This window comes from Nocardioides yefusunii (assembly GCF_004014875.1).
GTDB lineage: Bacteria > Actinomycetota > Actinomycetes > Propionibacteriales > Nocardioidaceae > Nocardioides > Nocardioides yefusunii.
The window spans coordinates 1,004,467-1,017,291 of sequence record NZ_CP034929.1 but is presented as its reverse complement, the minus strand read 5'-3'; the positions used below and the strand labels follow the sequence as shown (position 1 = coordinate 1,017,291).

Sequence of the window (12,825 nt, the reverse complement as noted above, 5' to 3'; positions counted from 1 at the left end):
GGCAGAGCGTCGCGAGGCCGTCACCCCTGTGGGGTGGCGGCCTCCTGCGTGTCACGCCCTGCCAACGCCTCCACGACGCAGTCCACGGGCTGGCCCGAGCGCGCACGTCCCAGACGCCAGCCGAGAGCGAGCAGGAACAAGGACGCAACGACGAGCGAACCCACCAGCAGCCCGAACACCTGGTGACCGGACTGCTGCCCCACGTTGAACCCCAGCACGGCACAGGTGATCCCGGTCAGGGTCCACACCAAGGCGCGCCCCTCGGCGGAGAACCCGCCGCCACGGACCCGTACCGACCGGCCGGAGGCGCGGTACCCCGTGGTCGAGGAACGAGGAGCCAGCAACACCAGCGCGGCTGCAGCGATCACGGCCTCGGTGAGCGTCATGCCCACGGTGTGGCTCAACCACACGAACCGGAAGTCCTGGACGAAGCCGCCCGCGACCAGCGCCAGGACCAGAGCGGCGTTGAGGAGCCCGAGGCACTGCCGGGCGACCGGATCAGGCATCGCCACCGCACACGAGATGCCCCACAACGCGAACGCCACCACGGCCGAGGCCTGGCTGCCCGGATCGACCACCTCCGAGCCCGCTCCCAAACACTCGCCCACGACCAGCACGAGCAGGGCGACTGCCCAGGTGGAGAGGCCGAGCACGGTGCGCGACATCGTGAAGACCGCTGGCGGGCCGTACCGTGCGTGCTTGTCCACCGTTCCCCCTCGCTCACGCGGCGCAGGCGGCCGGCTCAGTCGCGCTGCTGCAGGACATCCTTCCCCGTCAGGGGCGCTCCGAACCACCTGGTCAGCAACGAAGACGAGATCGAGACACTTCTGGGCACCCCGATGCTGCCCTCACGCAGCCCTGCAGCGAGTTCGGCGCGGGTGAACCAGCGCGCGTCGGCGATCTCTGCCTCGTCGACGTGGATCTCGGTGCTCAGGGCACGGGCCTCGTAGCCGACCATCAGGCTCGCGGGGAGCGGCCACGGCTGAGAACCCACGTAGGTGACCTCACCGACACGGACGCCGGTCTCCTCCATCACCTCGCGGCGTACTGCGTCCTCGAGCGTCTCACCGGGCTCCACGAAACCTGCCAGCGTGGACCACTGCGTGGCGGGCCAGGAGGCCTGACGCCCCAGCAGGATCGCCTCCTGGTCGCTGCCCGGCTCGCCGTGCGCGACGCTCATGATCACTGCGGGGTCGGTGCGAGGGAACTGTGCGCGTCCACATCCGGTGCAGAGCAGTTCGTGTCCTGCGGAGCGCGGTTCGAGGCGCCCGGCACAGCGAGGGCAGAACCGGGTCGAGCGACGCCACTCCGCCATCCCGACGGCGTGGAAGAGCCACGGGGCGAGGTCACTGGCCCGTTCCTGTGCTTCGGGGTCTCCGCCGCCCAGCAGACCGAAGAGCCCGCGCAGCCCCACCCAGTGCTCGGTGCCCGTCGGTACGTCGTGTGGTTCGACCAGGAGCGCGAACCGGGTGACGCCGTCGCGGTGCCCGAGCAGCACGCGCTCGCCGGTGCGTTCTCCCAGGACGAGGACGGAGGTGAGTTCGGAGGGCGCGTACCAGCGCAGCCCGGGTTCGGTGCGGCCGTCGGCCAGGACCAGGACCCGCGTGGACGGGTCTGCCCAGCGTTCGTCGAGCCACGCCTCGTCGGTGCGGTGCAGCGCCTCCCGGTTGTGGGCGCGCACCGACAGCGCCAGGTGCGGCAGCGACCTCATCTCCTCACGACTCACTCCTCGAGGCTAACCCCGTCGGCGTGGGTGCCGTCCAGGATGGCGATGAGTTCCTCCCGCGTCGCGAGGTTGGTGGGACGCACCGTCCGGCCGGAGCGGACGTAGTGGAACGCGACGTCGACGTTCTCGGGCGGCACCCGATGCAGTTCGGCCCAGGCCTGGCGGTACACCGAGAGCTGGAAGGAGTCTGCGGTCTCGCTGCGGTGGGTCTTCCAGTCGACCAGGAGCCAGCGGGTGCTCCCGTCGGGGGCGTCGGGCTCCTGGTAGACGGCGTCGATCCGGCCTCGCACGACGTGCGGACCCACGGCCAGCGAGAACGGGGCCTCCACGGCGCTGGGACGGCGGGTGCCGAAGACGCTCTTCTCGAACGCCTGCTGCAGCGCAGTGAGGTCGGAGTCGTCGACGATGCCGGCGTCGGCCCGGCCCGGGAGGTCCTCGGGGTCGAGCAGCATCTGTTGCTCGCACCGGGCCTCGATCCAGGCGTGGAAGGCGGTGCCGAACCGGGCTGCGGGAGCGGGCGGCTTGGGCATCGGGCGCAGCAGTTCCTCGGCGTAGGCCTGCGGGTCCTGCCGCAGCTTCTGCACCGCGGTGGTGGAGAGCGAGGCCGGCACCTCGATCTCGATCACGCTGCGACGGCGGGTGCGTTCCTCCAGCAGCAGCCGCTCGATCTCGGCGTCCCACCGTGCGACGGTCTCAGCGCCGGTCCCACCGTCGGGAGCCTCGACACCTGCCAGGCGTTCGACGTCGTCCGCGGCCTCGACGTCAGCGGCCAGGACCCGCCGGGCGGCCTCCTCACGTCGTTCGCGTTCGCGGGTGCGGTCGGTCGAGGGCCAGCCGACGCGCTGCGACTCGGCGTGGACCGGGTTCTCCTCGTCCTCGCCGGGGACGTACCACTCGGCGAGCTCGCGCGGGTCTCCTGCCTCCTGCCAGCGCTTCTCGGCGTCGCGGACCACCTGCAGGTACGACGACGGCTTGAGCGGCTTCTGCCGGGTGCCCCAGACGTGGCTGGAGACGACGAACTCGTGGCGGGCCCGGGTGTAGGCGACGTACCCGAGACGGAGCTCCTCCATCGCGTGGTGAGCCTTGACGTCAGCCTTCAGCTGGGCCAGGCCGTCGGCGGAGCGTTCCTCCAACTGCGGCACGCTGTCGGCGTCGCCGCGCAGTCTGGCGGGGAGTTCGTGGCTCACGGCCGTCCACTGCGACCTGGCCCGCGAGCTCGGGAAGCGTTCCTCGGCGACCCCGATCATGAACACGACGTCGTACTCCAAGCCCTTGGAACGGTGCACGGTGAGCAGCTTCACCGAGTCGGACTCACTCGGCGGGGCGAGGTCCAGGCCCCCGCTCTCGGCGTCCTCGACCTCCAGCCAGGCGTTGAGGGCAGGCAGGGTGACGGTGCCGTCGACAGCCTGGAAGTCAGCCACCGCCTTGAGGAAGAGGTCGAGGTTCTCGCGACGCGCCTCGGCTGCCGGTGAGGTGGAGGCGGCCAGTTCGGTGTCAAGACCGGTGACGTCCATGATCCGGCGCATCAGGTCGAGGAGCGGGTCGCCCACGAACGAGCGCAGGTGCTCCAGTTCGGCAGCGAGCCGGGCGAAGCGCTCCTTCGCCTGCGGCGAGTAGGGCAGGTCCCCGGGCGAGGCCAGTGCCTCGTTGAGCGAGGCCATCTCGGTGGGGTCGGCTCCGGCAACGGCGTCGGAGAGTTCGGCGGCGATGCTCTGCGCGCCCTCGGGGGCGGCTTCGGCCCGGGCCAGTTCGGCGGAGCGCTGTCCGAGCAGGGCGAGGTCACGGACCCCGATCTCCCAGCGCGGACCGGCCAGCAACGTCAGCAGGGAGGCGTTGTCGGTGAGGTCCTCGAGCAGGCTGAGGGTGGCCACCACCTGGGCCACCTCGGGGAGCCGCAGCAGTCCACCCAGACCCACGATCTCGACCGGGACCCCGGCCGCGCTCAGGGCGTCGTAGGCATTGGCTCCCTCGGAGTTGGTGCGCACCAGGATGCCGATCTCACGCCAGCACAGGTCGGCCTTGGCCTCCAGCGCGCGGGCGTCGTCGAACCGCTTCTCGATCTTGGCCTGCTGGACGCGCGCCAGCGCCTCGTTGCGGATCCGGGTGTGGGCCGCCTTGACCTCCTCGACCAGCCAGGTGAGTTCGTCGGACTGGGTGCGATGCACCACCGAACGCACGACGCCTTCCTCAGCGTCGGGCTTCCACTCCAGCGGTTCGACCAGGCCCTCCTGCTCCTCCAGCAGCGGGGCGGCGAGTTCGTTGGCGACGTCGAGGATGCGGCGGTCGGAGCGACGGTTGACGGTGAGGGAGAAACGACGCGAGTCGGTGCCGTCGGCCATCGGGAACTGGGAACGGAAGTTGGCGATGTTGGCCACCGACGCACCACGCCAGCCGTAGATCGCTTGGTTGGGGTCACCGACCGCAGTGACCGCGTGACCGCGTCCGTGCTCGGCGTCGGGTCCGCTGAAGAGACGCGAGAGCAGCAGCGCCTGGGCCACGGAGGTGTCCTGGTACTCGTCGAGCAGCACGACCTTGAACTTGGCGCGCTCCCCCGCTGCGACCTCGGGGAACTCGTCCGCGACCCGGCAGGCGCCGACGATCTGGTCGGAGAAGTCCATGAGCCGGTACTTCGCCTTGGCCTCACGGTAGGCGAGCACCAGGTCGAGGAGTTCGCGACGCTGGTCCATCTTCTCCAGGACGGTGCGGATCGCGTCCTGCTTGGTCTTGTTGCGGGCCTTCTCCGCGATCAGGTCGGCCAGTTCGGCCTCGAAGAGCGGACGCTCGTTGCTCTGGAAGGCACGCACAGCGTCGGCGCTGACGAGGTGTTCGTTCATCGCGCCGTCCAGGGCCAGCAGCCACCCGATGACGGTGCCGGGGTGGTCGGAGAGGTGGCGCACCTCCCCGCGATGGTTCGCGATCACCCGCTGGGCGAGCTGGAACCGGGCGGCGTCGCCCATCACCCGGACGCCGGGCTCGTGCCCGATCCGCAGCCCGTGCTCACTCAGGAGGGACGCGGCATAGGCGTTGTAGGTGGAGACGGTGGGCTCGAGCAGGTCACCCGGGGCGCCGTCCTCCCCCATCGGCGCGCGGTCGAGACCGGCGTTGGCGAGGGCGCCACGGATGCGCTGGGAGAGCTCGGCGGTGGCCTTCGTCGTAAACGTCAGGCCGAGCACCTCGTCCGCGGCCACGAAACCGTTGGCGACCAGGAAGATGACGCGTGCCGACATCAGCTCGGTCTTGCCCGAACCGGCGCCGGCGATGACGACGCCGGGCTGCGGCGGCGCGGAGATCGCCTCCCACTGCTGGTCGGAGACGGTGAACGAGGCACCGGTGACGGCGCGCAGGTCGGCGGGGGTGGCGATCCGCAGCGGCTGCGACGTCGTGCTGGACGCGGTCTGGGCGGGCGTGGTCTGGGCGGGCGTGGTCACGAGATCACTCCGGAGGTGGTGCGGGCGGGGCAGAGCGAACGGAAGGTGCAGAAGTCGCAGTGCGACCCCGGGACGGCGGCGAAGTCCTCGGCCCGGATGGTCTGCGCGGTCTCGGCGAGCTGGCGCTCGGCGAGCACCCAGCCCTCGGGGTCCGGCTCCTGCTTCGCCTGGGCCTGGACCTTGGGGACGTCCTTCTTCGAGGCCCGCAGCTGCCACAGCTCCGCACCGCCGGAGAGACTGCCGGGTGCGACGTGATCGGAGAAGCCGCCCTGTTCGACGGCGTACTGGTAGATGCCGAGCTGGGGGTTCTCCACCAACGACTTGTCGCTCGGCGGGTACTTGCCGGTCTTGAGGTCGACGACGACCACCCGTCCCTGCGCGTCCAGTTCGAGACGGTCGGCGAAGCCGCGCAGCTGGACCTGCTGCCCGTCGGGCAGGGTCGAGGTGAAGTTGAACGCCACCTCGGTGCCCAGCACCGTGCGGGTGGAGGCGTTGTGGTGGTTGAGGAACCGTTCGACGGCCTTGCGGGCCTCCTCGCGTTCCTTCTCCCGCGACCACGGGGTGCGGAACGGCAGCTGGTCCCAGACCGTGTCGAGGAGCGCCATCAGCTCGTCCAGGGAGGCCTCGCCGACCTCCGGGTCGGTGACGTGCTCGGCGATCTTGTGGACCACGTTGCCGAAGGCGGCGCTCTGGCCGGAGAACGACGATCCGCCGGCCTCGCGCTCGAGGAACCACTTCGCCGGGCACTCGGCGATCGCCTGGACGGTGGAGGCCGACAACTTCACCGGGCGGTCGGCGGGCCGGACCGGGGTCGCGGCCAGGGTGGTGCCGGCGGTGCCCCACCAGCGGGTCGGGTCGGCGGCCGGGACCAGCGGTCGACCCTCGATCTCCTCGGCGGCGAGCAACGCCAGCCGCTTCGCCGCTGCGTCACGCAAGGCCTCGTCGACCTCGGGGTCGGCCACAGTGCGACGCAGGTCGGCCACGACTCCGGCCAGACTGAGCGGGCGCAGCGGTCGGCCCTGCTCGTGCACGACCCGTACCGGCTCGTGCCCGTCCTTCTCCTGCTGCGGCGTCGTGCAGACCTCGTCGACGAACCGGGACGGCATCTCGCCGTCCTCGGCGTTCGAGGCGACGGCGGTGATGACGAGGCGCTCCTTGGCACGGGTGCAGGCCACGAAGAAGAGGCGACGTTCCTCGGCCAACATCGCGGCTCGCGAGGCGTCCCCGACGAGCTGCAGGTGGCCGTACTGCTCCGAACCGAGTCGGTCAGCACCCAGGAGCGTGGCGCGGCGACGCAGGTCGGGCCAGTCGTCCTCCTGGACGTGGGCGACCACCACCATCGGCCACTCCAGGCCCTTGGAACGGTGTGCGGTGGTGAGGGTGACCGCTTCGGTGCGCACACCCTTGTCGGCGAGGCTGTCGGCCGGCAGGGCCTGGGAACCGACGAAGGCGAGGAAGCCGCGCACGTCGGTGCGTAGGCGGGGTTCCTCCAGACGTGCTGCGGTGTCGAAGAGGGCGCACAGGGCATCGAGGTCACGGTGGGCCTTGGGAGCGCTGGTGCCGCCACGGAGCACGGCTGCCCGGAGCCGGTCGCGCCAGGCGACGCCCTCCCAGAGGTGCCAGAGCAGCTCTTCGACCTCCTTGCCCTGACGCATCAGGTCGCGGGTCTCGTCGAGGAGTTGCTTGAACGCGACGGCCCGGCCGCCGACGTCCTCGGGGACGCCTTCGAAACCGTCGTCGGTGACGAGGGCCCGGGCGAGCAGTTCTCCCGAGGAGAGCGCAGGACGTTCCTCGGCAGCGGCAGCGGCGACCTCGCGCTGACGCAGCACCCGGCTGACCGAGCGCAGCTCAGTGGCACGCAGCAGCACCAGCGGCGAGGTCAGGAGGTCGTGGGCGGTGGTCGGGGTGGGGCTCCACTCCAGGGCACGCTGCTGGAAGTCGGAGAGTTCCAGACCTTCGTCGGCACGACGACGGGCCCGACGCTGCTCCTCGGCACTGACCAGGAGTTCCAGTGCCCACATCAGCGGACGCACGGCTGGTTCCTGGGCGAGCGGGATCTCGTCGGTGGCGGTCTCCACCGGGACGCCGGCGTTGGAGAGCATCCGGCGCAGTGCCGGGAGGGTGCTCGATCCGGTGCGGACCAGGACGGCCATGTCGTTCCAGGCCACCCCGTCGTCGAGGTGGGCGCGGCGCAGCAGGTCGGCGAGGCGTTCGGCCTCGGCACGTTCGGTGTCGTAGGTGAAGACCTCGACGCGTCCCGTGGCGGTCCCTTCGGCCGCACGCGGGTGCAGGAAGAGGTCGCGGGCCTGGGCTGGGATGGCACCGTTGAGCGGCAGGTTGCCCGCCACCCGGGTGGCGGCCTGCAGCAGCGTGGTCCCGAAGCGTCGGGTGGTGTCGAGGACGACCACCGGGGCGTCGGCGCCGTCGCGGGTGTGGAAGGTCTGCGGGAACTCGAGGATGCCGCGGACCTCGGCGCCACGGAAGCCGTAGATCGACTGGTTGGGGTCACCGACGACCACCAGGTTGCCGCCGCCTCCGGCGATCGCCTTGAGCAGCTGCACCTGACCGGGGTCGGTGTCCTGGTACTCGTCGACGAAGACGTACCGGAACTCCTCGCGCAGTTCGGCCGAGTGGGCGGTCGCCTCGATCACGGCACGACGCACCAGGTCGGCGTAGTCGGTGGCGGCGCGGTAGTCGAGGTGCAGGAGGTAGTTCTGCAGGAACAGTCCGGCCGCGAGGAGTTCGGGGGCGTCAGGGTGAGCCCGACCGATCGCGATCAGTTGTTCCTCGTCGGCACCGTGCTCGCGGGCACGGGAGATGACGGTGGCGACCTCGGCCGCGAAACCACGCGTGTTGACTGCCTCGCCCAACGACTCGGGCCACGGCAGCTCGTCGCGCATCTCGGTGAGCACCTCGTGCATGACCACGTCGGCCTCGGGTGCGCTGAGCAGACGCAACGCGGTGCCGTAGAGCTCGTCGGGCGTGTACCGACGCATCAGGGCGTGCGCGAACGAATGGAAGGTCATCGAGACCGGGCTCGCGACCGTGCGGCCCAGGCGCGCGGTGATCCGGTCGCGAAGCTGCTGGGCGGCCTTGCGGGAGAACGTCAGGGCGAGCACCTGTGACGGGTCGGCGCCACGGTTCTCGATCCGGTCGACGACGGCCTCGACCAGCGTCGTCGTCTTGCCCGTCCCCGGCCCCGCCAGGACCAGCAACGGCCCGTCCCCGTGCTCGACCACGGCACGCTGCGCGGCGTCCAGTGTCGGGACGACGACCTGGTTCGGCGGACGACGGAGCAGACGGATCGGGCTGGTCATGGGCACATGCCACCACACCGCACCGACAGTTTCCCCGTCCGGGCCGCGGCGGCTCACCTCATGACGAACCCGGGGATCAGGCGTCGGGCTGGCGCTCGTTGTAGACGCCGGCCTCCTCCTGACCGCTGAGGTCGCGGATGCGGGCCATGATCGTGTCGGTGACCTCGCGGCGGACCTTGCCCAACGGACGTCCCTGGACGGCGTCGGAGAAGTCGAGCGGCTCACCGAAGCGAACCGTCACCTTGGCCAGACGCGGCAGCTTCGCACCGACCGGCTGGACGTCGGGAGTGCCCTGGAGACCGACCGGCACCACCGGGACACCGGCGGTCAGCGCCAGATGGGCGACACCGGTCCGACCGCGGTACAGCAGGCCGTCGCGGCTGCGGGTCCCCTCGGGGTAGATGCCGAACGCCTCGCCACGGCCGAGTACCTCGAGTGCGGTGTCGAGGCTGTCGAGGGCGGCCTGGGCGTCGTCACGGTCGACCGGGAGCATGCCGAGGGACTCGAACCAGACCTTGGAGAGCTTGCCCTTGAGGCCGGTGCCGGTGAAGTAGTCGGACTTGGCGATGAAGACGACCTTGCGGGGCACCAGGACCGGGATCACGACGGAGTCGATGAAGCTGAGGTGGTTGCTGGCCAGGATCACCGGTCCGGTCGCGGGGACGTTCTCCAGGCCCTCCACCGTGGGCCGCCAGAGCGCGCGGGCGGTGGGCGGGACGACGCGCTGGAGGACCTCGTAGAGCATGGGCGTCATTGTGGTCGCAGGCGACTCGCGGGCGCACACCCGACGCGTACTGGCCAGTACTGCGCGGCCCTGTCAGAGCGACGCTGCGACGTGCACCACCGACACCGACCGCCGACGCGGACTCCCGGCTCAACGGCACGAGGGCGGCACAGCGGTCTCCCGCCACGCCGCCCTCGTCCCGGTCGAGCGTCCTGCTACCGGATCAGTAGACCGGCTGGGACGGGTCGATGACGTTGACCCAGGCGGCCGCGCCGCCACCGACGTGGACGGCGTCGGAGAAACCGGCGCCCTTCACGATCGCGAGGCACTCGGCCGAACGGATGCCGGTCTTGCAGTACAGGACCACCTGCTTGTCGGACGGGAGCTGCTCGAGCGCCTGGCCGTTGAGGAAGTCACCGCGGGTGATCAGCACCGAGCCCGGGATCAGGTTGATCTCACGCTCGTTGGGCTCGCGCACGTCGACGAGGACGAAGTCGCGGGTGCCCTCCTCGCGCTCGGCCATCATGGTCTCGAGCTGACGCACCGAGATGGTGGCGTCGGCGGCGGCGTCGGCGGCCTCGTCGGAGATGGCACCGCAGAAGGTGTCGTAGTCGATGAGGTCGGTGACGGTGGGGTTCTCACCGCAGAGCGCGCAGTTGGGGTCCTTGCGCATGCGCAGCTTGCGGTACTCCATCTCCAGCGCGTCGTAGGTCATCAGCTTGCCGATGAGCGGCTCGCCGGCACCGGTGAGCAGCTTGATGGCCTCGGTCGACTGGATCGAACCGATGGAGGCGCACAGGACACCCAGGACGCCGCCCTCGGCGCAGGAGGGGACCATGCCCGGCGGCGGCGGCTCGGGGTAGAGGCAGCGGTAGCAGGGAGCGTCGTCGACGAGGGTCGGCGCGAAGACCGACGCCTGGCCGTCGAAACGGTAGATCGAGCCCCACACGTACGGGATGCCCAGGAAGAACGCGGCGTCGTTGACCATGTAGCGCGTCGCGAAGTTGTCGGTGCCGTCGACGATCAGGTCGTAGCCGGCGAAGATGTCCTTCACGTTGTCGTTGTCGAGGCGCTCGTTGTGCACCACGACGTTGACGAGCGGGTTGATCTCGGCGATGGACTCCTGCGCGGAGACTGCCTTGGGACGGCCGATGTCGGACTGGCCGTGGATGACCTGGCGCTGCAGGTTGGACTCGTCGACCTCGTCGAACTCGACGATGCCGATCGTTCCGACGCCGGCGGCGGCCAGGTAGAGCAGCGCGGGCGAACCCAGGCCACCGGCACCGATGACCAGCACCTTGGCGTTCTTGAGGCGCTTCTGTCCGGTCATTCCGACGTCGGGGATGATCAGGTGTCGGCTGTAGCGACGGACCTCGTCGACGGTCAGCTCGGCTGCCGGCTCGACCAGCGGCTGGATGGACACGATCACTCCTCAGTGGTCTGTTCGTCTCTGTCGGCGGCCCGGAGTACACAGGGCGGGCCACCTCACGGGCTCCAACGCCCGGACGGACGCCATTCTTCCCGCTGCCTCGTCGCTGGACCGAACCGGGCCGCGCCACGGGTCGAACTGACGCCGGATCGCCGTCGCCCGATAGCATTCGACCCACGATCTAGGAGGACCCCCGTGACAACTGCACGCCACGACGTCGATCCCCGCCCCCGGGGAGCTCGGATGCCGCGACGTGAGCGCCGTGCCCAACTGCTCACCTCTGCCCTCGAGGTCTTCGTCGCCCACGGCTACCACTCGGCCGCCATGGACGACATCGCCGACCGTGCCGGTGTCTCCAAGCCGGTCCTGTACCAGCACTTCCCCGGCAAGCTCGAGCTGTACATCGCGCTCCTGGACCAGTCCTGCGAGAGCGTCGTCGGCGCGATCCGTGCCGCGCTGGCCAGCACCAACGACAACAAGCAGCGCGTGGGCGCCGCGATCGCCGCGTTCTACGAGTACGTCGCCAACGAGTCCGGTGCGTTCCGCCTGGTCTTCGAGTCCGACCTGACCAACGAACCGGCGGTCAAGGAGCGTGTGGACCGCGTCACCGACCAGTGCGCGGACGCGATCGCCGACGTGATCGCCCAGGACACCGGCCTTCCCCGCGAGGCCGCGCTCCTGCTCGCCGTCGGACTGGTCGGCATGGGCCAGGTCAGCGCCCGTTTCTGGCTCTCCGGCTCCGGGGCCAACGGCACGATCTCCCAGGCGGACGCCGGTGCCCTGGTCGCCGCGCTCGCCTGGCGTGGAATCGGCGGTTACCCCACCAAGGAGGCCTGAGAACTCCACCCTCGGAGGTCTCATCTCGGCGGCGACACTGACGCCGCCACCACCCGTCGGCCAGAATTGGCCGCAGCAGACAAGATCCGCACCACTTCTTCAGAAGGAGGCCTCGATGGAGGTCAAGATCGGCGTGCACAACGCCCCGCGCGAAATCGTCGTCGACGTGGACGCGACCCAGGAGGAGATCGAGGCCCTGGTGACCAAGGCGATCGCAGGCGGCGTCCTGGACCTCTCCGAGGCCAAGGGCCGTCGCGTCCTCATCGCCGGTGAGCGCATCTCCTACGTGGAGATGGGTCGCCAGGCCCAGGGCACGGTCGGCTTCCGCTGATCCGCAGCTGACGTCCCACCCGGGTGGGACGCAGAACGGCGCCCGTCCCCTCGTGGGGCGGGCGCCGTCCTGCATTTCACTGATGCTGGGGCAGGTGGCCCGGACGACTCTCAGGCGTCGAGGCCGAGCTCCGCCATCCGGTCCGCGTGCCGCTCAGTGAGCCGGGCGAACATGCGGCCCACGGCCGCCAGGTCCAGACCAGGTCGGTCCACTCCCCCGGCGAGCAGCGCCGTCATCGCCTCGCGTTCGGCGGCCACCGTCTGGGCCTGCACGAGCGCTTCTCCCATGATCCGACGCCCCCACAGCGCGAGCCGACCGCCGAGGCGGTGGTCCTCGGCGATCGCGCCCCGGACCCGGTCGACGACGAACGCCGAGCGGCCGGTGTCGGCCAGCGACGCGGTGACGGTCTCCCGGGTCTCGGCGTCGAGGTAGGCGGCCACCTCACGGTAGAAGTCCGCGGCCATTCCGTCGCCCACGTACGCCTTGACGAGCCCCTCGAACCAGTCCGACGGCTGGGTCCGGGCATGGAAGTTCTCCAACGGAGCACGGAAGGGTTCCATCGCCGCGTAGGGGTCGGCGCCGAGCGCCTCGATCCGGGCGGTGAGCAGCTGGACGTGGGAGAACTCGCCCGCCGCCATCCCCGACAATGCGACCCGGTCGGCCAACGTCGGGGCCAGTTTGGCGTCGTCGGCCAGACGCTCGAAGGCAGCCAGTTCTCCGTAGGCGACAGCACCCAACAGGTCGACGGCGGCCATGACGTATGCAGGGTCGGCGAGAGCGCCCTGCGGCGCGCCTGTGGGAGTTTCAGTCATGGCGTCAGGCTAGCGATACAGTGGGAGACAATCCGTGCGCGCCCAGCGCGCCAGATCCGCGGGCCGGAGCACCGCCCGCGAGCATGTGCGCGGCAGACCGCAGTTCGAGTCAGCCGCATGTGCGAGACGAACTTCAGAAAGCGACATACGCGTGACCACCTTCCGTGACCTCGGGGTTCATCCCGAGATCTGCGACTCGCTCGAGCGCGCAGGCATCACCA

9 protein-coding genes are annotated in these 12,825 nt (G+C 70.4%); 2 read left to right on the top strand and 7 right to left on the bottom strand.

The window, feature by feature from the left end:
- Positions 1 to 20: 20 nt before the first annotated feature.
- From EOV43_RS04505 to moeZ, 6 genes are all read right to left on the bottom strand, one after another.
- Entirely contained in the window at positions 21 to 707 is a 687-nt protein-coding gene (locus EOV43_RS04505) for a hypothetical protein (RefSeq protein WP_128219875.1), read from the bottom strand.
- 35 nt (positions 708 to 742) lie between these two features.
- Entirely contained in the window at positions 743 to 1,726 is a 984-nt protein-coding gene (gene nudC / locus EOV43_RS04500) for an NAD(+) diphosphatase (protein ID WP_239022231.1), read from the bottom strand.
- A complete protein-coding gene (locus EOV43_RS04495; protein WP_239022230.1) occupies positions 1,723 to 5,154 on the bottom strand; it encodes an ATP-dependent DNA helicase in 3,432 nt (1,143 codons plus the stop codon). The genes nudC and EOV43_RS04495 overlap by 4 nt, the downstream gene beginning before the upstream one ends.
- Positions 5,151 to 8,471, bottom strand: coding sequence for an ATP-dependent helicase (locus EOV43_RS04490; protein ID WP_128219874.1), 3,321 nt, complete (start codon positions 8,469 to 8,471; stop codon positions 5,151 to 5,153). The genes EOV43_RS04495 and EOV43_RS04490 overlap by 4 nt, the downstream gene beginning before the upstream one ends.
- A 76-nt stretch (positions 8,472 to 8,547) precedes the next feature.
- Positions 8,548 to 9,216, bottom strand: coding sequence for a lysophospholipid acyltransferase family protein (locus EOV43_RS04485; protein WP_128219873.1), 669 nt, complete (start codon positions 9,214 to 9,216; stop codon positions 8,548 to 8,550).
- Between the two features lie 202 nt (positions 9,217 to 9,418).
- Positions 9,419 to 10,618 (bottom strand): adenylyltransferase/sulfurtransferase MoeZ, encoded by a 1,200-nt coding sequence (gene moeZ, locus EOV43_RS04480; RefSeq protein WP_128219872.1) that lies wholly within the window; start codon positions 10,616 to 10,618, stop codon positions 9,419 to 9,421.
- 201 nt (positions 10,619 to 10,819) lie between these two features.
- Between moeZ and EOV43_RS04475 the strand changes: the two genes are divergently transcribed.
- Both EOV43_RS04475 and EOV43_RS04470 read left to right on the top strand, forming a co-directional pair.
- A complete protein-coding gene (locus EOV43_RS04475) occupies positions 10,820 to 11,461 on the top strand; it encodes a TetR/AcrR family transcriptional regulator (RefSeq protein WP_465263384.1) in 642 nt (213 codons plus the stop codon).
- Positions 11,462 to 11,576: 115 nt separating this feature from the next.
- The gene (locus EOV43_RS04470; RefSeq protein ID WP_128219871.1) at positions 11,577 to 11,792 is read left to right on the top strand and encodes a DUF3107 domain-containing protein; all 216 of its coding nucleotides are present in this window, start codon (positions 11,577 to 11,579) and stop codon (positions 11,790 to 11,792) included.
- Positions 11,793 to 11,902: 110 nt separating this feature from the next.
- Here EOV43_RS04470 and EOV43_RS04465 read toward each other — a convergent pair whose 3' ends face one another.
- Positions 11,903 to 12,604 (bottom strand): ferritin-like fold-containing protein, encoded by a 702-nt coding sequence (locus EOV43_RS04465; RefSeq protein ID WP_128219870.1) that lies wholly within the window; start codon positions 12,602 to 12,604, stop codon positions 11,903 to 11,905.
- Positions 12,605 to 12,825: the final 221 nt, after the last annotated feature.